Source organism: Arthrobacter ramosus (genome assembly GCF_039535095.1).
Lineage (GTDB): Bacteria > Actinomycetota > Actinomycetes > Actinomycetales > Micrococcaceae > Arthrobacter > Arthrobacter ramosus.
Genome location: NZ_BAAAWN010000001.1, coordinates 1,179,173 through 1,206,010, shown reverse-complemented (window position 1 = coordinate 1,206,010; position 26,838 = coordinate 1,179,173). Strand labels below are relative to the sequence as shown.

The following is a 26,838-nucleotide window of genomic DNA, read 5'->3' as shown; positions in this document are numbered from 1 at the left end:
ATCCAGCTTAACTCTAAAATCAACACTCATTGCTTAATCCTTCGGGACTTCAGGCCAATACCCGCAGGGCGCCCGGAACCACGTCGATGTCCAAGGGAAGCAGGCCGATCCGCTCACCGTCGGCGTAGGCCACCACGTTTTCGGCGGCAAGGCGCACCGAGCGGACCCGGCGGATTTCCACCGCCGGGTGCGAGGTATGCCGGCCGGAGAAGACCTTCGGGAAGACCGCAAGGAGGGCCAGCCGGGACAGGGGCTTGACGATAAACAGATCCAGCAACCCGTCGTCGGGCGCGGCATCCGGGACGATACGCATACCGCCGCCGATCGACTGGCCGTTGGCGACGGAAATCAGCATGGCGCCTTCCTTCGATGTCGCGCCGTCGGCAGTCACTGTGTAGTTGATGGCCCGGAACGATCCGAGCTCCCGGAGCATCGCGAGGGTGTAGCGGAGCGCACCGCGGGGCCACCTCCAGGAGTTGGCCCGTTCATTGACGGCGGCGTCGAATCCCGCGGACACGGCTCCGGCAAACCAAATGGTCCGTCCGCCGGTGGTGATGCGGCCCGCGTCGAGTACCCGCCCGCCGTCCGCGAGCGCCGAGACCACGCGGGCGCACGACGCCGCGACATCCTGCAACGGCAGTCCAAGCATCCGGGCTACGTCGTTTCCCGTACCCACGGGAACAATCCCGAGCGGCAACCCCGTCCCGCCAAGTGAGTTGACACCCAAATGGACCATGCCGTCACCACCCACCACCACCAAGGCTTCAGCGCCTGGCCGAAGCGCTTCGTCTACCGCTTCCCGCAGGGCGTCCATGCTTTCGCGCCGAAGTACGACGACGTCGAGACCTGCGGCGCGAAGGCAGCGGGCGGCTTGGTCCCCGGCAACGGCGTGCCGGCCAAACGCTGCGGCCGGATTGACCGCCAGCACGATCCTTCGGCGAGGCGACCCGCTCAGCCCATCAGGGCCGGTCCCTGGTAGGTGAAGGGGATGATCGGAGCCGGCCGGGGAGTTCACAGCTTGAATCATGCCATCGGAAGGGGCTGGACCGCGGGAACTAAAGCCCGGGGGGAACTAAGCCCGGGGGGAACTAAAGCCCGGGCCGCCGTCGTTCTCATGGTGGGCTGGCTAGACTTGCCAAGATCGCCGCTCCGCACCGGGACGGCGGGAATCTTCAGAATCCCAGAGAAAGGCCCGTGGTTGGCTCAGGGCAGCAGTTCCCACTATCAGATCCTCCGGATCCCCGTCACCGCGACGGACAAGGAGATCAAAGTGGCCTACCGGAAGGCCGCGAGGAACGCTCACCCGGACCATGGCGGGGATCCGGAGGTCTTTCGACAGGTCACGCTCGCGTACGAGACCCTGATTGATCCCAAACGACGAGCGGAGTACGACCGCCGCTATGCGAGCGGCGCCTCGGGCTGGGCGAACCCCTTCGCGACTCAAAGACCGGACTACGGCGGGTCCGGCGCTCCCGGACCGGAAACCCGCACCACCGCCGGGGTCCACCGGCCGAATGCCCCGCGCAACACGGCCGGCGACGCCCCCGTCTATGTGCCGCCCTTCGATGATCCCCGCGAAGTGCCCCTGCTCTCCAAGGGCGAAGCCGCGCTGCAGATCCACGGGATTCCCCGGAAGCGTGGAATCTTCGGCGCCGAAGCCCGCATTCAGCGCGAAATGCGGACAGTCCAGCTCATCAGCCGCCAGATCCTGACTGCCATCCCCTCAGCGCGGCTCGTCAACGGGCTCCGCTCCCCCTCGGACGACAGCCACATCGATCACGCCCTGCTTGCCGGCTACCGCCTGGCGCTCATCGGTTCCATGCTGCTGCCCAAGGGCGCCTATGCCTGGGACGGGGTGGCGCTCAAGCACGGCGGTCGTTCGGTGCCGCCGCCGCAGCTCGAGCTGATCGTTCGCCACATGCAGGAGATCTTTCCGGAGCTGAATGTGACCGGTTGGGTAGTAGTCCACAGCCCGGACGGCAACCCGCACGAGCCTGTCATCGACCACTACCGGCGCACGGACGGAGACTTCGGTTCGGTCCAAATCGTCAACGCCTCCGGGCTGGCCCGCGGTCTCAAGCAGTTCCTGAGTTCAGGCCCGGTGCCCAACACTGTGGTTGTCCCGGTCCTGGCCCGGCTGCTGCGCGGCATGCACTGAGCCGGCAGGAACAACCCTGTATTTTCGCTGGCTAGGATTGATACGTGTTCCGCATCCTCTTCCACACCCCTGAAATCCCGGGCAACACGGGAAACGCCATCCGGCTCGCCGCCATCACCGGCGCTGAGCTCCACCTCGTGGAGCCGCTGGGCTTCGACTTCTCCGACGCGAAGCTGCGCCGCGCGGGACTCGACTACCACGACCTCGCGGTGGTCACGGTGCACAAGGACATCGAGGCAGCATGGGCGGCTTTGCAGCCCGGGCGCGTCTTCGCCTTCACGTCCGACGGCGAATCCTCCTATACGGACATTGCCTACGAGGAGGGCGACGTATTGCTGTTCGGCCCCGAGTCCGTCGGACTTCCGGACTGGCTGAAACAGGACCCGCACGTCACGGCCCGCGTCCGGCTCCCCATGCTGCCAGCCCTCCGCTCGCTCAACCTCGCCAATGCCGCCTCCATCGCGGTGTACGAGGCCTGGCGCCAACACGGTTTTGCCGGGGCGAAGCTGTAGCGGGCAGGCAGAGCCGCCAGATATCCGCAAGGTCATCTCCGCGGATCACCCATCCAAAGCGCCCCCTGCGCCGAATACCCTGTGCAGGCATCAACAGCCTGGGCAGGCAGTTGGCCTGCGAAGCAAGGGGCCGGTGAAGCGGCGGCCGCGGAAGGGGCGCAGGTGACTACTCTCAAGACCCGCAGCACTTCCGGTACTGCCGGGGTCACCAACAACCTATGCTGGACGGTGATGGATACACCGAATGTGCGAGGCCCCGAGGCACCCGGCCTGATAGCTGGCTCCAATGCCCAGCTTGCGGAATTGCTGGGATTGATGGCCGACGGCGACCGGGTCGCCTTCAGCGAGTTTTACCGGCTCACCGCGCGTAGGGTCTTCGGCATGGCCAAGCGCGTCTTGGTGGATGCGGGCCTGAGCGAAGATACCACCCAGGAAGTCTTCATCCAGGTCTGGCAGAACGCGGCCAAATTCAATCCCGAAGCAGGCAGCCCGCTCGCGTGGCTCATGACCATCACCCACCGGCGCGCGATCGACCGTGTCCGCTCGGCCCAGTCCGCCACGGACCGCGAAGCGAAGTATGGCGCGGCAAGCCAACTCCTTGACCACGATTCAGTGGAAGAAGAAGCCACCAGCCGGCTTGAGGCCGAGGCCGTCACCCGTTGCCTCGGCACCCTGACGGAAACGCAATTGGAATCCGTGCGGCTCGCCTACTATGGCGGGCTCACCTACCGGGAAGTCGCCGAACAACTCGGTGCAGCGATTCCGACCATCAAATCCCGCATCCGCGATGGACTTCTCCGACTCAAGACTTGCCTGGGGGTGAGCTGACATGACCGAACACGATGACAACAAGCAGAATGCCGGGAAGGAAGGCCTCCGCAGGATGTTCGCCAGCGATATAGCCACTGATCTTGCCGAAGGCCGCGTCCTGGAGCTTGCCGAGATCTATGCCCTCGACGCCTTGAGCGACGCCGAGCGAGCGGAAATCGACAACTACATTGCCACGGCGCCTGAACGCTCGGCGTTCCTTGAGCGGGTCAGGCAGTCACGCGAAACCCTCGCCACCTCTTTCGCCGACGAGGCCGAACCCCGGCCGGGACTGTTGGAGGACATTCTGCGGCAGCTCCCGCAACAACCGCGCACTGCACAAACCGGCACAGCGTCCGCACCTTCTTCCGTTCCCGAAGTGTCGTCCGGCCCCGCAACGCACGTAACCCCCGACGTCGTTGACCTCGCCGCGGCCCGGAACCGGCGGGATCGCCGACGCTTCGGCGGCGTCCGTGGTTGGGTGGCAGCCGCTGCGGCGGCCGCGGTAATTGCGCTTGGCGGTGTTGGCGTGGGCGTCTACGTGGCCGGGCAGAACGATCCCGTGAATCAGGTACTGCAGGCCGGCGATGTCCGGCAAGCAACCGTCAACGTCAACGGCGGCGGCACTGCCACTGTGTCCATCTCCAGCTCGAAGAACGCTGTGGTGGTCCGTATGAACGGAGTTCCCGCTCCCCCGGCCGGCAAGGTCTATCAGATGTGGCTCATTCCCAAGGACGGCTCCGACCCTGTATCCCAGGGACTCATGGACGCCCAGGCCTTGAGCCATCCGGCGGTTGTCTCCGGCATTTCCAGCGCGGCGGCCATCGGCATCACGGTTGAACCCGTGGGCGGCTCCAAGAAGCCGACACTCCCGACCGTCGCTGCAGCGCCTCTCACGTAAAGCGACGGAGGCTGCCCGGACATGGGCTCTTGGTCACGGGGCTTGACCTTGACGTAACGTCAACTTCTACGCTGGATACATGAAGCAGGACAAGGCAGATACCTGGACCATTTCCGAATTGGCCAAGGCCAGCAAGGTTTCCTCGCGAACCTTGCGCCACTATGACCAACTCGGACTATTGGAACCTGCCCGCACGGGACACAACGGCTACCGGTACTACGGCCAGCCTGAGCTGCTGCGCCTGCAGCGGATCCTTCTGCTTCGTGAACTTGGCCTTGGGCTCGAGACCATCGGCGAAGTTCTGGATGGCCAGGCCGATCCTGTGGAGGCACTTGCCGTGCACAGGAACTGGCTGCTGGCCGAGCGCGACCGGCTGGACCGGATGTCCCGGACGGTCGACGCCACTATCGCAGCACTACGTCAAGGAGAAACCATGACCGCGGAGAACATCTTCAAGGATTTCGACAACAACCCCTACGAAGCCGAGGCGCGCGAGCGCTGGGGCGATCGGGCCGTCGAAGAGAGCAAAGCACGACACTCGGCGATGACAACCGCCCAAAAACAGGCCTTCATGGAGGAGTACGCGGCCCTGAACCAGGATCTCGCCCGCTGCTTCGACGCGGCCCTTCCGGCAGACCACCCGGATGTCCAGGCAGCCGTCGGCCGGCATTACAAGTGGATCTGCGCGAGTTGGACGCCCAACGCTGAATCCTATGTAGGCCTGGGACAGATGTATGTGGACGACCCCCGGTTCACCGCCAATTACGACAAGGTCCGGGTAGGCCTGGCGCCCTACCTGCTCGAAGGCATCAAGGTTTACGCAGCAGAAAAGCTCAGTTAGGGCTTCCTGCCGAAAAGCGCGACGGCGGCCCGTCCCCACTGGAAACACAGGGGGCGGGCCGCCGTCGTACTGACTGCCAAGCAGCCCCGCTAGATGATCAGCGAGAGCACCATGATAAAGCCGAAGCCGACAACCGAGATGAGCGTCTCCATCACCGACCACGTCTTGAACGTCTGCCCGACTGTCAGGCCGAACAGTTCCTTCACGAGCCAGAATCCGGCGTCGTTGACGTGGGACAGGAAGAGCGAACCGGCACCGATGGCCAAAGCAAGGAGTGCGGCGTGCGTCGGGCTCAGGCTGCTCGCCAAGGGAGCCACGATGCCCGCAGCCGTCACGGTGGCAACTGTCGCCGAGCCCGTGGCCAGGCGAAGCGCCACAGCCACAATGAAGCCCAGGACCAGCACGGACATATTGGCGCCCTCGGCCCATTTCTTGACCGCGTCACCGACGCCGGCACCGATAAGGGTCTGCTTGAAGCCGCCGCCTGCGCCCACGATCAACAGGATCGCGGCGATCGGTCCGAGGCTGTCGCCGAGCTTGGCGGTGATCTTGCTTCCGGTGAAGCCGACGGCATAGCCAAAGGTCACCATGGCGGCAAGCACCGCCAGGGTCATCGCCACGAGGGGCTGGCCCACGAAGTCCAGGACCGTGCGGATCATGGGGGCATGCGCCGCGTCGGGCCAGACAATGTCCGCGACGGCCTTCAGGAGCATGAGCACCACGGGGAAAATGATGGTCAACAACGTGACGAGGAAGCTGGGCTGACGCTTCACTTCGCTGAGGTCGACGGCGTGCTTGGTGTCGACGCCGCCGGCCACCGCAGGAGCGTCAACTGGAACCCAGCGCGCGGCCAAACGGGAAAACAGCGGTCCACAAATGATGACCGTGGGGACGGCGACCAGGAGCCCCAACGCCAGGGTGGTGCCCAGTTCAGCCTTCACAGCGCTGATGGCAATGAGCGGCCCGGGGTGCGGCGGGACCAGGCCGTGCAACACGGACAGACCCGCGAGGGCCGGAATGGCAATGCGCATGAGCTTCATCTGCGAGCGCTGGGTGACCAGGACGATCACCGGAAGCAGCAGGACGAGGCCGATCTCAAAGAACATCGGGAGGCCGATGATAACCGCAACCAAGGTGATCATCCAGACCACTTTGTTGCCGCTGGCTTTCTCCAGCAAGGTGTCCACCACGCGGTTTGCGCCGCCGGAATCCGCCAGGAGCTTGCCCAACATGGCGCCGAGCGCAATCAGGATGCCGACCTCTTTAAGGACGCCTCCCACGCCGTCCTCGAAGTTGCTGACAACCTTGGCCAGTTCCACTCCGGAGGCCAGGCCAACGAAGGCCGATCCGAGTACCAGGGAAAGGAAGGGGTGGACTTTGAATTTGGCGATCAGCAGGACGATCAGCGCAATGCCGATAGCCGCGACCACAAGAAGTTGGGTATCGTGCCCGGTCCAGTTCACGCTGCGCCACCGACCGCGTGGGCGGTCTGTGCCTCAAGGCCGAGCCGTTCGATGATTTCGTCTGCTTCTTCAGCCGGAGAAGCGGAGACGCACAGCGAGATGTGGTTCTCGTCCTCCGTGGGCGCCTCGAGTGCATCGAACTGGGATTCCAGCAGCGAGGCAGGCATGAAGTGTCCGTGACGCGAAGCCAGCCGGTCGGAAATCTTGTCCTTGCTCCCTTGGAGGAAGACGAATACGACGCCCTCGCCGCGCAGGACATCCCTGTACCGCTTCTTCAAGGCCGAGCACGTGATGATGCCCGGCTTTCCTGCTGCGGTACGCTCCTTGATCCAATCGGCAATGATTTCCAGCCAGGGCCAACGGTCCTCATCGCTGAGTGCGTGCCCTGCCTGCATCTTTGCCACGTTCGCTTCCGGGTGCAGGTCGTCGCCTTCGGCGAGGTCCCAACCCAGCCGGCCGGACAATACGCCAGCCACTGTCGATTTACCGGAACCGGAGACACCCATGATCACCAATACCGGCTGTTGTGCAGTCTTCGCCATCAAAGTCTGCCTCTCTCAATTAAATATGATTTAAACGAGACTAAGCATATGACACAGGTTACACATCAGCAATTTCAGAAACCGGCGATGGTCTGGGAACCGTTGACTTCCACAACATGGAACGCCTCGGCGCTGCGCCCGTCGGGCATGCCGGCGCGTGAAGCATTGTGCCGGAGCATGCCTCTGACAGCCCGTTCCATGCCCTCCGGATCGGGGTGCTGGCTCGTATGGATCCGGATGGCAGCCAGTTTCGCGTCGATGTGTTCGGTGACATCCACGAAATAGTTCTCACGGGTTTCGGGACCGGCGAAGAGCCACAGCCACGGCAGTCTGAAGGCCTCGAGGCCGGCTTCCGCCAGTTCCGGGTAGGCGAAGGGATTCTCCACCGCGGGGTACACCGCCCGGGTCACGATCTCCCCCACGGCGAGGTGGTCGGGATGGCTCTTCTGGATCCTGTCCCAATTGCGTTCCGGATGCATGGCAAGGACGACGTCGGGGCGGATTTCGCGGATAAGTTTCACCACTTGCTTGATGACCCCATGCGTCGGTTCCAGGTAGCCATCGCGCTCATGGAGGTAGTGCACGTCCGTCACTCCTACGAGGGCAGCGGCTTGTCTCTGCTCCTCTGCGCGCATGGAAATGATCTCTTCGCGGTGGGCAGGATCGAAACCTCCTGCGTCGCCGTCGGTCATGATGCAGTAACTGACCTCGACGCCGGCAGCGGTCCAGGCAGCGATGGTGCCGGCCGCGCCGAAGTCGATGTCGTCCGGGTGGGCGGTAAAACAAAGCACCCGCTCAACACGCTCCCTGGAGGCGTTGAACGGGCTCTTTGCTGACGTAGCGTCAGAAGACAAAGGGATCAGCCTTTCCGCTTTTTGATCTCTTCGGTGGCTTGCGGAACAACCTTGAAGAGGTCACCGATGATGCCGAAGTCCGCGATTTCGAAGATCGGCGATTCAGCATCCTTGTTGATCGCGACGATGACCTTGGAGGTCTGCATCCCGGCCTTCTGCTGGATCGCTCCGGAGATGCCCGCCGAAATGTAGAGCTGCGGGGACACGGTCTTGCCCGTCTGGCCAACCTGGTAGTCATGGCCGATCCAGCCCGCATCCGTGGCGGCACGGGAAGCCCCGAGTGCACCGCCCAGCGCGTCGGCCAGTTCTTCCAAAGGACCGAAGTCGCCGTCGACGCCGCGGCCGCCGGCAACCACGATCCGGGCTTCGGTGAGCTCAGGACGGCCGCTGGCCGGCTTTTCTGCACGCCCGGTGACCCGGGCGGCATTCGCGGTGGCATCGGCCGGGACATCGATAGTGACGGCTTCGGGCGTGCTAGCCGCGGCCGGGGCCTCGACGTCGACACTGTTCGGCTTGACCGTGAGCACGGCGACGGCGGTGCGCGCCTTCGCCGTGGTCGTGTACGAGCCCGCCAGGACCGACTTGTGGGCCGTGCCGTCGGCGTCGACGCCCACAACATCGGTGATGACGCCGGCGTTGAGCTTCACGCCGAGACGGGCCGCGATTTCCTTGCCGTCGGCTGTGTTCTCCAGCAGGACGGTCTGGGCTCCGGAGGCTGCAACTGCCGCGGCAAGATATGCCGCTTTCGGTGCAACAAGGTAGTCGTCCAGGTCCGTAGCGGACGGGCGGTAAAGAGCCGAGGCTCCATGCGCACCCAGGGCGGCAGCGACGTCGTCGTGCAGCTCACCGTTGAAGGCGACCACCGCATCCCCGAGGGAACGTGCGATCGTCAGGAGTTCCAGGCTGCTCTTCTTGAGCGCCGCGCCCGGGTTGTCAATGAATACAAGTGCTTTTGCCATGTGTCGGAATCCTCTTAGAGCAGCTTCTGGGCGGCCAGGAACTCAACCAGCTTGATGCCGGCGTCGCCTTCGTCGGTGATGATGGTGCCGGCAGTGCGCGGCGGCCGCGCTTCAGCGGTCTCGACGGCGGTCAGCGAACCCGCGGCGCCCACCTGAGCGGCATCGACGCCGATGTCGGCCAGCGTGAGTGCCGTGATTTTCTTCTTCTTGGCTGCAAGGATGCCCTTGAAGTTAGGGTATCGCGGCTCGTTGATCTGGTCCGTAACGGATACCAGCGCCGGCAAGGTCGCCTCCACAGTGTCCGCGTGGGCGTCACCGTCACGGCGCGCGACGACACGTTCGCCGTTGACCTCAAGGGAGGAAACAAAAGTGACTTGCGGGAGTCCGAGCCGCTCAGCCAGTTGAGCCGGAACCAAGGACGTTTCGCCGTCGGTCGAGGCCATGCCCGTCAGGACGAGGTCCACGGGCGAATCGGCGCCGAGATACCGGATCGCCGCGGCGAGGGCCAGCGAGGTGGCGGCGGCGTCGGAACCGGCCAAGGCGTCGTCGCTCAAATGCGCTCCCGAGGAGGCGCCGATCTGCAAGGACTTCTTGACGGCGTTCACGGCACCGGCGGGACCCATGCTCAAGGCGATGACCTCGTTGCCGGCCTTAGCACCTCCGCGGGCTTCACTGAGCTGCAGCGCGGCTTCAAGCGCATACTCGTCCAGTTCGGACAGAATGCTCTCGTCGCGGTCCGTGGTGTTGCCTGGGCCGGTGAGGTGTCGGTCGAACTGCGCGTCCGGGACGTGCTTGACCAGAACAACAATCTTCAATGTATCTCCCACTGTGTTCGAGGCAGCCTTCCATACTCGGGGATGGCCAGCAACTAGGCGCATGGCCAAGAGTGCCCGGCTTACGGGCTCGTCCTAGCTAAGCATATTGCGGGACAAGTCGGACAACGCCGCCTACCCGCATTAACTCCTGTTTCGTGGATCGCTCCCGCTCATGGCAGCAAGAGCACACGACAACGGCGGGCCGCACCGCTTGTGGTGCCGCCCGCCGTCGTCGACTGCAAGTCCCCACCGCCACCCTCGCCTCGCAAGCTCGGCAGGGAACCCTGGCGGCGTGGGCCCATGCCCCGCTGGAATCCGCCGCTACTGCAGCTGCTACGGCGCAGCTGTTACGGGGCAGCTGTTACGGGGCAGCATCCAAGGTCACGTCGAGCTCCTGCGACTGGCCGCTGCGCTGGATGGTCACCTTGACCGTTGCGCCTGCCGGCTGCTCACGGACCGCCGCGGTGAGCTGTTCGGGATCGCTGACGTCCATGCCGGCGAACTTGGTCACGACGTCGCCCACCTTGAGCCCGGCCTTCTCAGCGGCGGAGCCCGCGGTCACGGCCGCAACCTGCGCGCCCACCGAGAACCCGGAGCTGCTTCCCGTGGCCGACTTAGGCTGCACGCTGACGCCGAACTGCCCGTGCGTGGCCTTGCCGTTCTTGATGAGTTCCTGCGCAATACGCTTCGCGTTGTTGATGGGGATACTGAAGCCCACACCAATGTTGCCGCTGGACGAAGACGAGGCACTGCTGCTCCCGGCGGAAGCGATCGCCACGTTGACGCCAATGATCTCGCCCTTGGTGTTGACAAGCGCTCCACCGGAGTTACCCGGGTTGATCGGCGCGTCGGTCTGGATCACGTTGAGCGAAACGGTGCCCTGTCCCGCACTGCTCTGGCTCTGGCTCTGGCCGCCGCCTGGAGGGGCGAATTGGAATCCGCCCTGCCCGCCATTTTGCGAATTGTCGGAGCCGCCGTTGGGAACAGCCGAGGAAGCCACGCTGATGGTGCGGTTGAGGGTGGACACGATGCCGTCGGTGACCGTGCCGGGCAGGCCTAGCGGAGCGCCGATGGCGATTGCGTTGTCGCCGACGTTGATCTTGCTGGAATCACCCAGGGTAGCCGGCACGAGGCCGGAGGCGTTGTCCACCTTGATGATGGCGAGGTCCGAAAGCGGGTCCGTACCCACTACCGTCGCCTTCAGGACGCGTCCATCGCTCAGCCGCACTTCAATCGCGGCGTTGGCGCTGGCACCGTCAAGGGTCACCACGTGGGTGTTGGTCAGGATGTGGCCCTGGTCGTCGAGGATGATGCCCGAACCGGTGCCGCCCTGGCTTCCGCTCGAGGCCATGATGGTCACGACGCTCGGTGAAGCCTTGGCCGCGGCTGCCGTGATGGCGTTGACGTTGTCCGTGTTGTTGACAATCACGGTTCCCGTCTGGCCGCTAGTGGCTGCCGCCGGGGTCCGGCTGTTTAGCAATTGATCGCTGGCGGCCACAACGCCTCCGCCGACGAGACCGGCGGCCAGGATGCAGGCCACCAAGGTCCCGACGCCGAAGGCCGGCTTGCGCTTCGGGCTAGCCGCCGGACCGCCCGGGTGGGCCGGGAATTGCTGCGTGGGATAGTGCTGCGCAGGGTTCGGTCCGCCATAGAAAGGCTGGTGCTGCGGGTAGGGGTGTTGCGGTCCCGCGCTGTGCTGTGGCGCTCCGTGTTGGGTCGCGCCGTTCTGGGGAGCGCCGTGCTGAGCCTGGATCTGCTCGGTGGCGTTTTCGGCCGGGCCCTGGGCCCAGGGTGCCGGAGCTACCGGAGTCTGTGCTCTGTATTCGGGCTGCGCAGCGTGTTCGGGCTTCGCAGCGTGTTCGGGCTGCGCAGTGAAATCCTGACCCGGCTGGTATGCCGGCAGCGGGACCGTAGGCTGGGAATTGGATTGCTTGTCCGCCTCCGCCTGGCCGGCGCCCTCAGGACCATGGTTCTCAGGGCCATTGTTCTCAGGCGCGGCGCCCTGTGCTGGGTTCTCCGTCATGGGACTTCCTTTCTTCCTCGTCCCCTTAACTATCGTCGCTCTTGCTGGATCAAGAGTCGACGTTCGCTGGGAGCTTGCTGAACGCCGTCATCGGAACGGTCCTGTGGCCTCGAATGGCACCGACTAGCCCCTCAACGCTGGAGAAGGGCAGATTTCTCCCCGTTTCGCTGGCGGCATATTTACCGCTGTGGACGCCCCAAAAGGTGCACCATAGTATCAAGTGGAATTGCCACAGCGACCTGCCGCTTGACAACCATGCGTGGGGGCGCTGATGCATTCTGTTTCGATTGTTCCGGCCCGGACCAATCGCAGACGTGCTGAAGGGTTGCACATGCGGTCAATGTTGAAACGTGTACTCGCCGTCATCGGCCTGGCTGGAATGCTGGTCCTCCCGGCCACCGCAGCCTGGGCCGCCGACCCGGTGACCATCCCGTCCGGCCAGAACATCGTGGACAACGCGAATGTTTTGGGCAATCGCAAGGGCGAGGTCCAGGACGCCATCCAGACGCTGCTGAAAGACCACAAATACAACTTGTACGTGGTCACGGTGAATTCCTTCGAAAACCCCTCATCGCCCGAAGCCTGGGCCACGGCAGTGGCCACCAAGAAGGGCATGGGCCGGTCCGACGTCATTCTGGCCATCTCCGCGGCCGGTCAGTACTACTTCGCACCCAACTCTGCCAGTGCGATCTATTCCAAGAGGTCAACCATTTCGTCCAATGCCATCGCGGCCAACCTGGGCGCAGGCAAGCGAGACTTTGCCCAGGCAGCCATCGACACCGCGGCGGCCGTCGGCGACGCCGCCGGCGGGGGCAGCGGCACGGTTCCGAGCGGCAACTCGGGTGCAGTCGTTTTGATCGGCGCGGGCGTTGTTGCGGCCGGCGGCGTGGGCACGTACTTGTACTTCCGCAACCGCCGCAAGAAGAGCCAGGCATCCAGCGCCAGCTACGGTCCGCAGGGGGAACAGCTCGATCCCCTGGCCTCCCTGAGCATCGCGGACTTGCGGCGCAAAGCCGGCTCCTTGCTCATCGAAGCGGATGACACCATCAAGTCCAGCGAGCAGGAGCTCGGCTTCGCGCAGGCCCAATACGGCGATGCCGCCGTCGGGAACTTCACCAAGGCCCTGCTGGAAGCCAAGACCCACATGACCGAATCCTTCAAGCTGCAGCAACAGCTCGATGACCATATCCCGGACACCGAAGAGCAGCAGCGCAGTTGGCTTGGCGAAATCATCCGACGCTCGGAGGCTGCCCTCGAGTCGTTGCGCGAACAGAAGGCCGATTTCGATTCCCTGCGAGAGCTTGAGAAGAACGCGCCCCAGGCTCTGGCCAATGTTGCCGCCGGCGCCAACGAAGCCGAGGCAAAGATCAACAGCGCGGAGCAATCGCTCAACGGCCTGCGCGAAAAATACGCAGACAGCGCTCTTGGCCACGTGAGCGACAACATCACCCAGGCCAAAGACCGGCTCGCCTTCGTTCAAAACGCAACAACTACGGCACAGGAAAAGCTCGCCGCAGGTGAGAGCAGCCTTGCCGCAGTAGCAGTCCGCGCTGCGGAAGAGGGCTTGCACCAGACCAACGTGCTGATCGACGCCATCTCCAAGGTAGCGGGCAGCCTCGACGAAGCCCGGAACTCGCTGGAGGGCGCCGTGGTGGAGACCAGCCAGGACCTGGCACAGGCCAAAGCGATGATCCAGTCCGGCGAACACCCGGAGCTGGCTGGCCCGGTGGCCGGAGTCGAAGCCGCACTGGCGCAGGTCAAAATTGAAATCCAGGGCGGGAAAATCGATCCCATTGCCACCTTGGACCGCGTGGAGAAGGCGCACCAAGCCTTGGACCAGTCCCTCTCGGGAATCCGTGACCAGCAGGAACAGGCAAGGCGTGCACAGGCCGCGCTCCAGCAGACCATCATGGCTGCCCAGTCCCAGATCAGCGCCACCTCGGATTACATCGCGGCGCGACGCGGCGGCGTGGGCACCGAGGCGCGTACCCGGCTGGCCGAAGCCCAACGGAATCTCGACTATGCCCTGTCCATTTCCCGCAATGACCCGGTCACCGCTCTGACGTACGCACAGCAGGCCCAGTCGCTCGCTGCACAAGCCGCGCAGCTGGCCCAGTCCGACGTCGATCAGTTCGGCGGCTTCGCCAACCAAGGCTACGGCCGTGGCGGCATGTTCGGTGGTGGAGGCAATGGCGGTGGCCTCGGCGGAGCGATCCTCGGCGGCATACTCATCAACTCCATCCTGCACGGCGGAGGCGGCGGCTGGGGCGGCGGAAACAACGACGGCGGAGGCGGAGGCTTCTTCGGCGGCGACGGCGGTGGGGGCGGAGGCTTCTTCGGCGGCGACGGCGGAGGAGGAGGTGACTTCGGCGGCGGCGGAGGTGACTTCGGCGGCGGCGACTCCGGCAGCTTCTAGCTCCAAAGACTAGGTGGGGGCCTGTCCCCCACCTAGAAGCGGTACAAGAACTGATCACTGGATTCAGTGGGCACCACTGAGCAGGACGAAAGGCAACACCATGGTTAAGCAGTCCATTTTCGGGCGGATCGCGCAGCTCGCCAAGGCGAATATCAATGCCTTGCTCGACCAGGCTGAGGACCCGCAGAAGATGCTGGACCAAATGGTCCGCGACTACTCGAACAACATCGCTGAGGCCGAGTCCGCCGTGGCGCAGACCATCGGCAACCTCCGCATGCTCCAGGCCGACTACAGCGAGGACATCAAGAACGCCCAGGACTGGGGCAACAAGGCCCTCGCTGCCTCCCGCAAGGCGGATGAGTACCGTGCTACCGGTAACCCAGCCGACGCAGTGAAGTTCGACAACCTTGCCAAGGTGGCCATCCAGCGTCAGATGTCGGCCGAGAACCAGGCCAAGGCCGCCGAGCCCAACATCGCCTCTCAGTCGGAAGTCGTGGACAAGCTCAAGAGCGGTCTCGACCAGATGAAGGGCAAGCTCAACGAGCTCACCAGCAAGCGCAATGAGCTGATTGCCCGCTCCAAGACGGTTGCTGCCCAGACCCAGGTGCACGATGCCCTCAAGAGCATCGACATCATGGACCCCACCAGCGAGGTTGGCCGCTTCGAAGAGAAGATCCGCCGCGAAGAGGCAAAGGTCCTCGGCCAACAAGAGCTTGCAGCCTCCAGCCTGGACGCACAGTTCAACCAGCTTGAGGACCTCGGCGAGCAGACGGAAATCGAGGCTCGCTTGGCGGCCCTGAAGTCGGGTGGTTCGAAGGCTGCGATCGGCGCAGGCGCTACTGCTCCGGCAGATGACACGGTGGACGAAGCCGACTTCGACAAGCTCTAGTCCATCCGCCAAACGAAGGGCCGGACCTCGTGGGGTCCGGCCCTTCGTGCTTCCTGCGTGCTTTATGCCCCTACAGCGAGCCGTCCAACGATGAGTCTCATGATTTCGTTGCTGCCTTCCAGGATCTGGTGGACGCGCAGATCCCTGGCAATCTTCTCAAGGCCGTATTCCGACAGGTATCCGTAGCCGCCATGCAGTTGGATGGCCTTGTTTGCCACGTTGAAACCGGCGTCTGTAGCGACCCGCTTGGCCATTGCGCACAACCTCACGGTGTCCGGGGCGCCACGATCCAAGGCATCAGCGGCCCGGAGGATCAAGGTCCTGGCAGTTTCGAGTTCCGTATCCATGTCGGCAATATCAAACAGCAAGGACTGCTGGTTGATGAGCGGGCCACCGAAAGCCGAGCGTGACTTGAGGTAGGCGATGGACTTCTCCAGGGCCGCCTGGCCGCCTCCCAGGGAACAAGCGCCCATATTGACCCGGCCTCCGTTGAGGCCCTTCATCGCGATGCCGAATCCGCTGCCTTCCTCGCCAAGCCGGTTCGCCACAGGGACCCGTACGTCCTCGAAGATGACCTGACGGGTGGGCTGGGCATTCCATCCCATCTTCTTCTCATTCGGGCCGAAGGACAGGCCCGGCGCGTCCGCGGGCACGACGATTGCGGTGATGCCCTGGCTGCCCGTGTCCGCGGTCCGTGCCATGACCACATAGACACTCGAAGCTCCTGCCCCCGAAATGAACTGTTTGGTGCCGTTAAGAACGTAACTGTCGCCGTCGAGCACTGCTTTGGTGCTCAGTGCGGCGGCGTCCGAGCCGGCTCCCGGCTCCGTGAGGCAGTAGCTGCCCAGTGCCTCCATGGACGCAAGTTGCGGCACCCATTGGGCCCGTTGCTCATCGTTGCCGAAAGCGTCGATCATCCACACAACCATGTTGTGGATCGAGATGTAGGCCGCGATGGTGGGGTCTGCCTTCGACAGCTCTTCAAAGATCAGCGCCGCATCCGTGCGGGAAAGCCCCGAGCCGCCGAACTCTTCCCGGACATAGATGCCTCCCATGCCGAGGGTGCCCGCTTCGCGCAGGACATCCACGGGGAAATGCTTGGTCTCGTCCCATTCCGCTGCGTGCGGCGCAATGGCCGTTGTGGCGAAGTCGCGCACCATCTCCACCACCGCTTGCTGGTCCTCCGTGAGCTCAAACATTGGCACTCCTTTGCAGTTCTTCCCAGTTCGCCGGGTTGTCCGGTGTTTTCTGGCTATTCGGTGCGTTTACTTGCTGACTTTGCCCATCAGCGAAGCGACTGGGCGAAGGAATAGCGGCCTCGCGAGGAACCACGCGCCCACAATCACCAGGAGGGATACGGCGAAAATGCCGAAACCAACCCAGTTGATGTCGTCGCTGCCGCCATACATGTGGTTCAGGTTGCGCAGCGCCCCGGTGGCGAGGACCAAGGTGACGTGCACGATGGTGAAGAGCACGAAGTACACCATCACGGGGAAATGCACTGCCCGGGCCAGTTCGATGGGATAGATCTTGTTCACCGTGCCGGCCTTCTTCGGCCATGCCGAGGACGTACGCAGGCCGGTGATGATGGCAAGCGGGGCGGCGATGAAGACCGTGACAAAGTAGGTCAGCAATTGCAGGGCGTTGTAGTTCACCCAGCCGTCCTCAGTGGGCCAGTTCAACGAGGCGTACTGGAGGGCGGCGGAAATGGCGTTGGGGAATACATCCCAGCTGGTCGGGATGATCCGCATCCATTGCCCGGTCGCAAAGATCACGATGATGAAGACGATGCCGTTCAACACCCACAGGGCATCCAAGGTCAGATGGAACCAGAGGTCCAGGCTGATCTTGGTTGGCGCATTCTTGGTCCGGATGAATCCTTTGTTGTTGCGGGTCCATTGGGCCGGCGGCCTCTTGGCCGTGCGGACCTGCCAACCGGACCGGACGATGAGCACCATGAAGAAGACGTTCAGGAAGTGCTGCCATCCGAGCCATGCCGGGAAACCTACAGGAGCGTTCTCCGGAAGCCTGGATGCGCCTGGGAAGTCGTGCAAGAACGACTGCACACCCGACAGGCCCGTCAACCATTTGGCCAACAAGACGATGAGCAAAAGTACGACCAGCACGCCTGGAACCACCCAGAGGGGTTGGGACCATTTGCTCTTGGCTGCTGTCGACTTTTTGGCGGGGGTGGACATCTTCTCAGACACCTCTCGGAAGAACTTTGCAATCAGGGACGCATCAAGCTAACAGGCTTGGGACCGAAGCGGCCAAAGCCTGTTACGCCGTCAGTTGGAACGGGCTTTGACGGCCTCGATGAGTTTCGGAACCACCGTGAAGATATCGCCAACGATTCCGAAGTCGGCCACCTCAAAAATGGGCGCGTCCTCGTCTTTGTTGATGGCCACAATGGTCTTGGCAGTCTGCATGCCTGCGCGGTGCTGGATGGCTCCGGATATTCCCAATGCGATGTACAGCTGCGGGGACACGCTCACACCGGTCTGGCCTACCTGGGCCGTCTGGGCGATGTACCCGGCGTCGACGGCGGCGCGTGACGCACCGATCGCCGCGCCCAAGGTGTCGGCGAGCTGTTCAACCAGCACAAAATTCTCTGACGAGCCCAAACCCCGTCCGCCGGAAACCACCGTCGCGGCAGTCCGAAGTTCGGGCCGGACCGAGACGGCGGCATCGTCGTTGAACTGGTCAATGACTGCGGCACCTTCTGTTCTCGCTTCCAGGGACACCGTGTCCACGTCTGCCGTGGCTGCCGGAGCCTGGCCTTCAATCGCCCCCTGCCGGATGGTCAGGAGGGGCAGCCCGCCTTCCACCATCGACTCGACGGTGTAGGCCCCGCCAAACACCGAATGCTGGGCAACAACGGTTCCGTTGTCGCTGTGCACCTGCACGACGTCGGCGAGCACGCTCCCGCCGACCCGCACAGCAAGCCGGGCGGCTGCTTCGCGGCCGTCCACCGAGTTCGCGGTAAGGACGGCAGCCGGCCCATACGCGTCGACGGCCCCGCTCAGGGCATCCACGGCGGGTGCCACCAAAACAGTGCCGGCGGCAGCTGTCACAGCCGAGTAGATCCTTGCCGCGCCCAGCTCACCCAGGCGCGCGACGTCGTCGTCCGCCAGGGGTGCAGACGACACGACGACGGCGACCGGCGAGCCCAGCGTGGCTGCGGCAGCCAGGAGCCCGCGGGCGGAAGCGGCAATCTCGCCGCGGTGGGAAACTTCAATGAGAGCCAAGACATTCGACATTTCTTTTCCTCCCTCAGACCAGGCGGTTCGCAACGAGGAACTCGGCCAGCTCGTCGGCCGCGGTCCCATCATCGATGAGTTTTCGTCCGGCCGCGCGCGGCGGCCGCTCAACGGTGGAGACCACTACGGTGCGGCTGGCACCAGTCGGGACGCCGAGCTCGGCGACGGACAACCTGGTGACGGGTTTGCGCTTGGCCGTCAGGATGCCCTTGAAGTTGGGAAACCGGGCCTCCGGGAAACGTTCGGTAACGGTGATGATGGCGGGCAGTCCTGCACGGACATTGAGGGTTCCACCCTCGCCCTGGCGAACGCCCCGTACGCCGTCGTCGGCGATTTCCGCGGAGATCAATGAACCCAACAGTGGCAGCTGGAGATGTTCGGCAACCATGGCGGGTACGACGCCGGCGCGGCCATCCGTCGATTCGTTGCCGGCCATCACCACGTCAAATCCGGTTGCCTTCAATGCCGCCGCCAGCGTCGCAGCTGTTCGACCGGTGTCGGCGCCGTCCAGGGAATCATCCACGATGTGAACCCCTGAATCGGCTCCCATGGAAAGGGCCTTGCGCAAGGACTGGGTGGCGTCATCAGGACCCATGATCATTGCCACTACTTCGGTGCCTTTGTTGGCATCCTTGATGCGCAACGCGGCTTCGAGGGCGCGCTCGTTGATTTCATCGACCACGGAGTCGGCGGCCTCACGGTCGAGCTGGCCCGTTGCCAGGTCGAGCTTCCGCTCCTCGGCCGTATCCGGCACTTGTTTGACGAGCACGACGATCTTCATTCAACAGCTCCCTCGATGCAAATGGCTGACGCTTGGAATCGAGAATACTAGGAACTCCTAGTATTTACCATGGAGCGAGGGAAGCAATGCTTGGAACTCCTATTGATTCTTCCGGGAGGCGGGACTTTCCACGCCGGGCATGGCGATCCGGCCCGGCGGCAGGTACCGGCTTTCGAACCGATCGATCTAGCCCTGGCGAATGCCGAGGGTGTTCCCGTCGGGATCACGGAACCAAGCGCCGCGGGCCGGGCCGAGCTGGGCGATGTGCCCTGTTGTGGCGATGGGACCCTCCGTGTAGTCCAGGAACTCCACGCCCTTGGCGGCCAAGTCTTGGACCACGGCCTCAATGTCGCCCACTTCGAAGTGGGCAAGGGTGTGCTCAGTAGCAGTAGGCGGACGCTTGAAGACTGAGATCTCACTGACGGATCCGCACCGGTACCGGACCCCTACCGGAGTTTCCCAGAGGAAGGTCAGCCCCAAGATGCCGCCGTAGAATTCCTTCGCCCGGTCCAGATCCGTGACCGGAATTGTCGCCACGACCATCGTTGCATTGATCATCTCGGGCCTCCCTGGCCGGCCCATTCCGTCCGGATGAACGGCCCATTCGGCCCAAGTGTCGTCCTCCAGGATCTGACTGTCAACGCCTGAAGCGTTCGGATCGGTGTGGGTTACGTGGCCGGACCTTGCCTCAGAGCCACGCGGAGCATACGCCCATCGCCGTCATCGCGAAGCAGCGCCCACTAGTTGTGCCCCGAGGGTCCCGGGGATGCATTGCTGCTTCGCACGGCCATCACCACGCTGACAAGCACCGACAGCGCTGTGACCACGACGATTCCAGCGAAGTTCGGCTGGAATTCCAAGGCCAGTGCCCCGTTTTCGGTTCCGGCAGTCGCCGTGAACAGTCCTGGAAGGGTCGCCGGGGAGCCCGTAGAAATGGCGATCACGCTAGTGGCCACGCACAGAATGAACGCCAGGGCCAATCCAACGGCCACGCCGCCCAGGGCCGCACCAATAATTTTCGATGTCTTGTTGATCGAAGCTCCTCCTCAAGTCGGTCGACGCCGAGCGCAGCCTGAAATCCAGTGATGAAGCTTTGTTCCCCCAAGAAACTAGCGCGATACTTCGCCTCTCAGGGGTCGAAGGGGTCAAAATCCGTACAAATTTGCCCAAAATCAGTGTGTTTATCGGCAATCTCAGTGTGCATCTCCACACTTCTACGTGTGGAAAAACGTTTCACCCTGATGGGCCAGCATAGCCGTCTAAGACCGTGTCGAAGACCTCCCTCGGGGAAGTAGGAGCGGATGTCTCCAGTGCGCCTACTTCACGATCGACAAGGCTGCCGGAATAGGGGGCTGAATGAAGGCACACCGTCGGATTCTGGTGGATCATTCTCTTCGCCGAAAGTGCCGGTCCCGTGATTCCGCGGGCCCGGAACTTGTCCAGTCGAATGATTGAGCAGAATCCGACATCCGAGCGAAGACGATCCCGGGACGAAGATGACGCGCCCGGGATTTACACACGTTTCGTCCTATAACCCCCAACTTCAGGATCGAGAAGGCTGGAGAATAGGGTTAAACGAAAGAGTCCGCCCAGACGGGCGGACTCTTTCGCTTATTTGGTTGCGGGGACAGGATTTGAACCTGTGACCTCTGGGTTATGAGCCCAGCGAGCTACCGAACTGCTCCACCCCGCGTCGCAGAATCAACTCTACCGCACATTCAGGGACGCCTCTGACCACTCGCTCGGCGCCGTCCTGACCTTCTTTGCTTTGGGAAAGCGCTTGCGACGCGGCGAGCCGCGTCCTTTGGGCGCCGGGGCGGCGCAAAGAAGGTCGGGACGGACGTGACACAGCCGTACCGGGCATACGTTCTACCCATCCCGCGCTCCCCCACCGGCAAATCGGTGGCAAAATCGAGTAGGTGGGTCGGGTTTCCCGACCCACCTCTCACACCCCCGTACCTGCGGGCCTCGCATACGGCGGTTCGCTAGGTCGTTTGAAAGCGATCCGATGCAGGGCCTAAGTGGGTGAGGCCTTGACCTTCCCAGTACTCAGCCCAACTTGTCGCTGCAGACATCAGACAGCCGGCAAGTCTTGACCCGGTAGAAGCCGCCCTCCGCAAAAGATTGAGGTTAGGCGATCAGCTTCAGGCTATTTGACGGGAATCCTGCGGTCTACGTAGTAGGCGGAGAACACGAGGGCCACCAGTCCAAGGAGAGCTGCACCGTAGTAGAACAGGAGGCCAGGAATGCCCAGGTGAACGCTAAACATGCCGCTAAGGAGCAGCTGAACGCCAATGCAAAGCACCAAAAACACGGCGGCGACGTAACCGATCCGTGTGCCCCTGGAGATGCTGGTCCCGCGTGGGGTACTAGCCACAAAATCTGCAACGCTGAATCGATCACCTGCTGTCCGGCGTTGTTCCATCGCTTCGTCGAGGAGGCACGGTATCTCGGTTTCTGCTACGCCCTTCTTCCTGAGGGCGTACACAATATCCTGCTTGAGGTTTGATTCCATTGTTTCACTCCGTTGTCAAGATCATGCGATTAAACTACATCCCGCGTTCGATTGCGCCAGACACCGATGACGCACGGCACAATGATCCAAATCGCTGCTGAGGAAATCGCTGCGATGGCGTTTCCTCCTTCAGTCAGAACGTTTGAAAGAGTGGCCGACTGCAGAAACGGTGTAGCGTTCCCCGCGAAAAGCCCGATCAGCGAGTCGAACACGAAGGATTGGAACAGGACGAAAACGATAGCTATTGGCGTGGAGAGAAGTGCCGATGCGACCGCCGCACCTGAAATTGTTCCAATCACGGTGACGCACGTGAGCAGCCATAGGCTCTTTGCGAGGTCACCTAGGACCAGCTCGTATTCCGCAATCGCTGAGAAGCCCGCCGAGGCGACAAAAGCGACGGCGCAGACGAGCAGTATGATACCGAGGGCGAAGGTGGCCACCGCCAGATACTTCGCGAGGAGCAGCACGCCGCGCTTTGGCTGAAGGACAAAGAACTTGATTGCGTCACGGTGCTGCCAGTCAGAGGTAACCGCCAGAATTGAAATAATTGGCGCTCCAATTCCGGCCGGCAGCGCAAGCGCGGCAAGCATCATGGATACATTGATCGGCTCGCCGCGAGTGGCAGAGACGACGACGAAGACGGCGATCATGAGCATGCCAAGTAGCGCCATGGAGGAGAGGAGCCATCTTGAGCTGCGGGTATTCACCAGCTTCCGCATCTCGACATACATGGCGATTCCCACAGGGTTCGATGCGGGGTTGCTGAGACGGTTCATCGTTCATCCTTCACTGCCGGAACTGCCGCAAACTCAGGAGAAGTCAGTTCGCTGTAGTAGCTCTCCAGGGATTCCACCTGCTTTCGGTGTAGCAGGCTAACCTGCACGCCGTGCCTCCAGAGTATTTCGCCCACCTGCTCCGGCGATGATGCGACCTGGATGGGCTGAACACACGCGCCGGCTCCGCCGACTATAACCAAGCCTTCAGCTTGGAGGATCCTTTGGATTTTCTGCCTTTCAGGACCATCTACCTCTGTCATATCCGTACGACCGAGTTCGCGCATCGAGGAGTTGGAAAGCACTTGGCCGCGATCGATGATCACCACTCTGTCAACGTACGACTCAAGCTCGTTCAGAAGGTGACTCGAAATGAGGACCGCTCCGCCACCAGCGACGAAAGCACGGATAGATGCCTTGAGCCAGCCCATTCCTTCAACGTCGAGACCGTTGGCCGGCTCGTCAAGAACCAGATACCTCGGACTGCCGAGGAGAGCAATAGCGAGGCTGAGTCTCTGGCGCATACCAAGGGACAGGGATCTTACTTTACGGCGCGCCGCTCCGGCCAGACCGACGGATTCCACAGCCGCATCAACACGTTGGAACGGGAGTCCCATCATTATGGCAGCCACACCAACAGTCTCACGGACTGACCGGCCGGGATGGTGGGCCGAGGGATCCAGCAGGAAGCCGATCTCCCGACCAGGGTTGGCAAGGTCCTGAAAGCGAGTTCCAGCAATGCTAATCGAGCCCTCGTCCAGTCGTGTGAGGCCGGCGATCATCCTTAGCGTCGTTGACTTGCCCGATCCGTTCGGGCCGATGAAGCCGGTAATCGTGCCCGATTCACAACTGAAGCTGATATTTTGGACAGCTCGCACATTATCGTAAGATTTAGAAACATTTTCCAGTCTCAGCGTCATACTCTTACACCTGTCCGTTCTGAGACAGTCCCCTTAGTTTCCTTGCTTGAAATCATTGTAAACACCAATCCGAATATCGCCAAGTCAATAGGAATATACAACCAAGCTTGGCTTTCGTTATAGAAAGGAGCCGCAACCGACATAGCGACGATATTAGCTATAAAATGGTACAGAATACTGAGCCACAATGACCGGGACTTAATGGCCAGCACCAAGGCAAAAAGCGAGAACAGGAACCGGTCTGCGAACATCGCGACAAATGGCGAAACATGAAGTGCTGCAAAAGATGCGGAGAAGACAACGGCGATGCCGATTCGCCCAGTGCTGGACGTTCGGAGGCGGCGAAGAAGAATCAGAGGTAACCCGCGAAAGATCACCTCTTCCATCATGATCACTCCCGGCGCAATAATCGCCAGCCCCGTCCCGCTTCCACGAAGTGTGCTGAGCCAGAGGATCATGGCGGCACCAATCGCAACGAGCACCAAGAAAGACTTCGCGTGTTGTGAATCACCTTCGGCCGCCAGTCCCCGCACTCCAAACACGTTGAGGCTGAAGCGACAGTACACAACGGCGGCTATGGAGCAGCCAACTAGGCCGATTGATAGCGGAGAGATGACCTGCGCGTCGATACCGACCGCCGCGAGCAGTTCGTACGACAGGAGCAGGCCGACGAGCACCGCCCCGCTGAGCAACATCGCCCGGGTGATTGCATGCGCGAAGAATCGTTTGATTTCCAGCCCCATTTCTAAACCCCAAGGAAAGGGTGGCTGGGTGATATTTATCAGCCAGCCACCACCCCCATGCTAGCTACCAGCCAAAGAAGTAGCGGCGCAGTTCAAGGAAGAAGTCCCAAAGGGCTCCTCCAATGAACCAGTTGATGGTGTTGCGAATCCAAGCGGCCAAGCCATTCCACCAGTTGATGAAGGCGTTCCAGCCCCACTTGACGGCGTTGACCATTGCATTCCAGACGTACGGAGCAGCCCACCGAATCCAGTCAAGAACCGGCTTGATATTGATCCTCTTTTGAGCATCGGCCGCCGCCCCGTTGAGTGTTGCATTTGGTGACACTGCCGACGCTGCCGACAGCACGCGCTGGGAGCTATTCTGCGCCGCAACAGCCGTCGTCGAGATACTGACTGTCGACGACGCGGAAGTTGCAGTCGAACCAGAAACACTCCGGACAGCGCCCGGTGCCGAAAGCAGAATAACGCCCGCCAGCGCCGCAGCGACGCCCTTTTTACTCCAATCGAGCATGACTTCCCGCGTATCACGTGAACTCATGATTTCCCCCTTTCACTTCACCCACATTGAGTGCAATGCCAACCTGAATGGGTGTCTTAGATTTAGTCAAATCAGTTTGGAATGGGTGTCCAGAGGCACGCCGTTGACTTCAACACTCCCCTGGCTCGCTTCAAGCAAACCAGTCTGAATGTGACGGGTGGTCGATTTTCCGGACCCGTTCGGGCCGAGTAGTCCGAAGACTTGTCCAGGTACCAGATCGAACGAGATGTCCCGCACCGCGTGCACCATTCCATAGTGCTTTCCGAGCTCCTCGACCCTGCAGGTGAAATCCACAGATTTCAATGGTTCATTCACTGTTGGGCAATAGCGTTGAGAGTTTTTGCATCGGTTTCCTCCTATTTTCTTGAACTGGCTGAGGGGAAATCCAGTGATGAATGTTTGTTCCCCCGCCCAAGAAACTAGCGCGATATTTCGCCTCTCAGTGGTCAGTGTGTTTTTCGGCAATCTCAGTGTGGATCTCGGCGCTTCTGCGTGTGAAGAAACGTTTCACCCGGATCGGCCCACATAGCCGTGTAAGACGGTGTCCAAGACCTCCCTGGGGAAGTGGGGGCGGCCGTCTCCGCTGCGCATACCTCAGGATCGAGAGCGCGGCGAAAGTGGGGGTTAAACGAAGGCGCAGTCGGATTCTGCTGGATCATTCTCTTCGCCTAAGTTGCCGGTCCCGGGATTCCGCGGGCCCGCAATTTGTCCATTCGAATCCGACATCCGAGCGAAGACGATCCCGGGCCGGACATGACGCGCCCGGGATTTGCCCACGTTTTCTCCTACAACCCTGCTTCACGATCGACAAGGGGGTTATAGGACAAAACGTGTGTATGGGAGGGGCTTGCTTCCCAGTGTTGACAGGCGAATTTCGGGATAGCTAAGCTTTGGAAGCTTAGGGTGGCTGGGGTGCTTGCATATCTCTGGAATGTCTGGTCTGCGGTCAGGCGCTGGTACGAAACGGAAAACGGCCGCGCGTAAGCAGCGCTACCGGTGCCTGGGCTGCGGGGCTAGCCGCTCCGGTGAACGCCAGGACGTCAGCAGACGCTCCGAACTCGAGGCGTTGCATGGCTGGCTGATGGGCACCTCCAATCAGTCATCGCTCACCTCGTTCGGCGCCGCCAGGTCATTCCGCCGCCGCACGGCCTGGTGCTGGAACGTTGCCCCGCGGATCCCGGTGACCGGGGAGGTCCATGACCAGATCCAGGTCGACGGGATCTACATCGGTTCGTGGTGCTGCCTGATCGCCGTTGCCGGTGACTACGTGCTGGGCTGGCAGTGGTGTGACACCGAGAAGAAGGCCGCGTGGGCGGCGTTGCTTGGACGCTTCCCGGCCCCGGGGGTCGTGATCACCGACGGTGGTTCCGGGATCGCAGCGGCCCTGTCGGAGTGCTGGTCCGAAACCGCCGTGCAACGCTGCCTGGTCCATGTCCAGCGCAACGTCCGCACCTACCTGACCGGTCGGCCCAGGACCGAGGCGGGCAAGGCATTGCTGCGGCTGGGACGGGCCCTGACCAGGATTCACGCCTCGGCGGAAGCGGCGGCCTGGCTGGCAGGACTCCATGACTGGCACCAACAGCACGGGGCTCGTCAAAGCCCGCACCTACCGGACCACGACCGCGATGGTCCCGGGATGGGTGGGGGCTAACCAGTCCTGGTGGTACACGCACGACAGGCTCCGCAAGGCCTACCGGCTCCTGGAACGCCTCGGCCAAGCGGGCACGCTCTTCACCTACCTCGAAGGCGAATACGCCGGGCTGGACATCGCCTCGACGACCAACAGGATCGACGGCGGAACGAACGCCCAGCTCCAGCTCCTGCTGCGGGCCCACCGGGGCATGAGCCAGGAACACCAGAAGCGCGCCATCGAGTGGTACCTCTACCTGCAGAGCGAACAGCCCCTATCGCCGGCCAACCTCATCGAAACCCGCCACCACCGACCACCCAAGACCAAAGCCACCACCCCCACGCAGCAGCACCCCGGCCCAGAGCTCTACAGCACCGGGCTCAGCGCCGAGGAAGGCCTATGGCACCGCGCAGGCTGGGCCGGACGCCCATGACGCGCCCCGGATTTACACACGTTTTGTCCTATAACCCGCAAAATCGGTGGAAAACAAAAAGATCC

General features: G+C 62.4%; 28 protein-coding genes and 1 tRNA gene. 9 read left to right on the top strand and 20 right to left on the bottom strand.

Going from position 1 to position 26,838, the window contains the following annotated elements; translation table 11 throughout:
- Positions 1-49 precede the first annotated feature (49 nt).
- Positions 50-928 carry a diacylglycerol/lipid kinase family protein gene (locus ABD742_RS05770; RefSeq protein WP_234748178.1) on the bottom strand — a complete coding sequence of 293 codons (879 nt, stop codon included), beginning with the start codon at positions 926-928 and terminating at the stop codon, positions 50-52.
- A 270-nt stretch (positions 929-1,198) separates the two neighbouring features.
- Here ABD742_RS05770 and ABD742_RS05765 point away from each other — a divergent pair, with 270 nt between their 5' ends.
- The 5 genes from ABD742_RS05765 (at position 1,199) to ABD742_RS05745 (ending at position 5,219) form a co-directional block, all read left to right on the top strand.
- Entirely contained in the window at positions 1,199-2,158 is a 960-nt protein-coding gene (locus tag ABD742_RS05765) for a J domain-containing protein (RefSeq protein ID WP_234748181.1), read from the top strand.
- A gap of 44 nt (positions 2,159-2,202) precedes the next feature.
- Positions 2,203-2,670 carry a tRNA (cytidine(34)-2'-O)-methyltransferase gene (locus ABD742_RS05760; protein ID WP_234748183.1) on the top strand — a complete coding sequence of 156 codons (468 nt, stop codon included), beginning with the start codon at positions 2,203-2,205 and terminating at the stop codon, positions 2,668-2,670.
- Between the two features lie 231 nt (positions 2,671-2,901).
- Positions 2,902-3,498 (top strand): ECF RNA polymerase sigma factor SigK, encoded by a 597-nt coding sequence (gene sigK / locus ABD742_RS05755; RefSeq protein WP_268818750.1) that lies wholly within the window; start codon positions 2,902-2,904, stop codon positions 3,496-3,498.
- A 1-nt stretch (position 3,499) separates the two neighbouring features.
- Positions 3,500-4,378 carry an anti-sigma factor gene (locus tag ABD742_RS05750; RefSeq protein ID WP_234748185.1) on the top strand — a complete coding sequence of 293 codons (879 nt, stop codon included), beginning with the start codon at positions 3,500-3,502 and terminating at the stop codon, positions 4,376-4,378.
- Between the two features lie 79 nt (positions 4,379-4,457).
- A complete protein-coding gene (locus ABD742_RS05745) occupies positions 4,458-5,219 on the top strand; it encodes a MerR family transcriptional regulator (RefSeq protein ID WP_234748187.1) in 762 nt (253 codons plus the stop codon).
- A gap of 89 nt (positions 5,220-5,308) precedes the next feature.
- On the opposite strand, the gene ABD742_RS05740 is transcribed toward ABD742_RS05745, so the two are convergent.
- From ABD742_RS05740 to ABD742_RS05715, 6 genes are all read right to left on the bottom strand, one after another.
- Positions 5,309-6,682 (bottom strand): GntT/GntP/DsdX family permease, encoded by a 1,374-nt coding sequence (locus ABD742_RS05740; protein ID WP_234748189.1) that lies wholly within the window; start codon positions 6,680-6,682, stop codon positions 5,309-5,311.
- The gene (locus ABD742_RS05735; protein WP_234748192.1) at positions 6,679-7,224 is read right to left on the bottom strand and encodes a gluconokinase; all 546 of its coding nucleotides are present in this window, start codon (positions 7,222-7,224) and stop codon (positions 6,679-6,681) included. The genes ABD742_RS05740 and ABD742_RS05735 overlap by 4 nt, the downstream gene beginning before the upstream one ends.
- 74 nt (positions 7,225-7,298) lie before the next feature.
- Positions 7,299-8,078: a PIG-L deacetylase family protein gene (locus tag ABD742_RS05730; protein WP_234748195.1), complete on the bottom strand. Its 780-nt coding sequence runs from the start codon at positions 8,076-8,078 to the stop codon at positions 7,299-7,301.
- Between the two features lie 5 nt (positions 8,079-8,083).
- Positions 8,084-9,037, bottom strand: a complete 954-nt coding sequence (locus tag ABD742_RS05725) for an electron transfer flavoprotein subunit alpha/FixB family protein (RefSeq protein ID WP_234748197.1) — start codon at positions 9,035-9,037, stop codon at positions 8,084-8,086.
- Between the two features lie 14 nt (positions 9,038-9,051).
- Positions 9,052-9,852, bottom strand: a complete 801-nt coding sequence (locus tag ABD742_RS05720; RefSeq protein WP_234748199.1) for an electron transfer flavoprotein subunit beta/FixA family protein — start codon at positions 9,850-9,852, stop codon at positions 9,052-9,054.
- A 361-nt stretch (positions 9,853-10,213) separates the two neighbouring features.
- A complete protein-coding gene (locus ABD742_RS05715; protein WP_234748202.1) occupies positions 10,214-11,875 on the bottom strand; it encodes a S1C family serine protease in 1,662 nt (553 codons plus the stop codon).
- A 331-nt stretch (positions 11,876-12,206) separates the two neighbouring features.
- On the opposite strand from ABD742_RS05715, the gene ABD742_RS05710 reads away from it, so the two are divergent.
- Together ABD742_RS05710 and ABD742_RS05705 are read left to right on the top strand one after the other, a co-directional pair.
- On the top strand, positions 12,207-14,291 hold the full coding sequence (locus tag ABD742_RS05710; RefSeq protein ID WP_234748205.1) for a TPM domain-containing protein: 2,085 nt from the start codon (positions 12,207-12,209) through the stop codon (positions 14,289-14,291).
- 100 nt (positions 14,292-14,391) lie between these two features.
- Positions 14,392-15,180 (top strand): PspA/IM30 family protein, encoded by a 789-nt coding sequence (locus ABD742_RS05705; protein WP_234748208.1) that lies wholly within the window; start codon positions 14,392-14,394, stop codon positions 15,178-15,180.
- A gap of 62 nt (positions 15,181-15,242) precedes the next feature.
- Here the strand turns inward: ABD742_RS05705 and ABD742_RS05700 are convergent, their stop codons facing one another.
- From ABD742_RS05700 to ABD742_RS05640, 13 genes are all read right to left on the bottom strand, one after another.
- On the bottom strand, positions 15,243-16,379 hold the full coding sequence (locus ABD742_RS05700; RefSeq protein WP_234748210.1) for an acyl-CoA dehydrogenase family protein: 1,137 nt from the start codon (positions 16,377-16,379) through the stop codon (positions 15,243-15,245).
- Between the two features lie 66 nt (positions 16,380-16,445).
- The gene (locus ABD742_RS05695; protein WP_234748211.1) at positions 16,446-17,378 is read right to left on the bottom strand and encodes a cytochrome b/b6 domain-containing protein; all 933 of its coding nucleotides are present in this window, start codon (positions 17,376-17,378) and stop codon (positions 16,446-16,448) included.
- Between the two features lie 90 nt (positions 17,379-17,468).
- Positions 17,469-18,440 (bottom strand): electron transfer flavoprotein subunit alpha/FixB family protein, encoded by a 972-nt coding sequence (locus ABD742_RS05690; protein ID WP_234748213.1) that lies wholly within the window; start codon positions 18,438-18,440, stop codon positions 17,469-17,471.
- A 13-nt stretch (positions 18,441-18,453) separates the two neighbouring features.
- Positions 18,454-19,221 carry an electron transfer flavoprotein subunit beta/FixA family protein gene (locus ABD742_RS05685; RefSeq protein ID WP_234748215.1) on the bottom strand — a complete coding sequence of 256 codons (768 nt, stop codon included), beginning with the start codon at positions 19,219-19,221 and terminating at the stop codon, positions 18,454-18,456.
- A gap of 186 nt (positions 19,222-19,407) precedes the next feature.
- Complete coding sequence (locus ABD742_RS05680; RefSeq protein WP_234748217.1) at positions 19,408-19,779, bottom strand: VOC family protein; 372 nt, start codon at positions 19,777-19,779, stop codon at positions 19,408-19,410.
- A gap of 182 nt (positions 19,780-19,961) precedes the next feature.
- A complete protein-coding gene (locus tag ABD742_RS05675) occupies positions 19,962-20,213 on the bottom strand; it encodes a hypothetical protein (protein WP_344787377.1) in 252 nt (83 codons plus the stop codon).
- A 624-nt stretch (positions 20,214-20,837) separates the two neighbouring features.
- Positions 20,838-20,914: transfer RNA gene (locus ABD742_RS05670), tRNA-Met, on the bottom strand.
- A 456-nt stretch (positions 20,915-21,370) separates the two neighbouring features.
- Entirely contained in the window at positions 21,371-21,736 is a 366-nt protein-coding gene (locus ABD742_RS05665) for a hypothetical protein (protein ID WP_234748220.1), read from the bottom strand.
- Positions 21,737-21,765: 29 nt separating this feature from the next.
- Positions 21,766-22,467 carry a hypothetical protein gene (locus ABD742_RS05660; protein ID WP_234748222.1) on the bottom strand — a complete coding sequence of 234 codons (702 nt, stop codon included), beginning with the start codon at positions 22,465-22,467 and terminating at the stop codon, positions 21,766-21,768.
- Between the two features lie 41 nt (positions 22,468-22,508).
- Complete coding sequence (locus ABD742_RS05655) at positions 22,509-23,429, bottom strand: ABC transporter ATP-binding protein (protein ID WP_234748224.1); 921 nt, start codon at positions 23,427-23,429, stop codon at positions 22,509-22,511.
- Positions 23,426-24,172 carry a CPBP family intramembrane glutamic endopeptidase gene (locus ABD742_RS05650; protein ID WP_234748226.1) on the bottom strand — a complete coding sequence of 249 codons (747 nt, stop codon included), beginning with the start codon at positions 24,170-24,172 and terminating at the stop codon, positions 23,426-23,428. The genes ABD742_RS05655 and ABD742_RS05650 overlap by 4 nt, the downstream gene beginning before the upstream one ends.
- A 64-nt stretch (positions 24,173-24,236) precedes the next feature.
- A complete protein-coding gene (locus ABD742_RS05645) occupies positions 24,237-24,710 on the bottom strand; it encodes a hypothetical protein (protein WP_234748228.1) in 474 nt (157 codons plus the stop codon).
- A gap of 66 nt (positions 24,711-24,776) precedes the next feature.
- Positions 24,777-24,959 (bottom strand): ATP-binding cassette domain-containing protein, encoded by a 183-nt coding sequence (locus ABD742_RS05640; RefSeq protein WP_268818751.1) that lies wholly within the window; start codon positions 24,957-24,959, stop codon positions 24,777-24,779.
- Positions 24,960-25,791: 832 nt separating this feature from the next.
- On the opposite strand from ABD742_RS05640, the gene ABD742_RS05635 reads away from it, so the two are divergent.
- Both ABD742_RS05635 and ABD742_RS05630 read left to right on the top strand, forming a co-directional pair.
- The gene (locus ABD742_RS05635; protein ID WP_234748230.1) at positions 25,792-26,361 is read left to right on the top strand and encodes a transposase; all 570 of its coding nucleotides are present in this window, start codon (positions 25,792-25,794) and stop codon (positions 26,359-26,361) included.
- Positions 26,351-26,773, top strand: a complete 423-nt coding sequence (locus ABD742_RS05630) for a hypothetical protein (protein ID WP_234748232.1) — start codon at positions 26,351-26,353, stop codon at positions 26,771-26,773. Before ABD742_RS05635 ends, ABD742_RS05630 begins: the two co-directional genes overlap by 11 nt.
- Positions 26,774-26,838 lie beyond the last annotated feature (65 nt).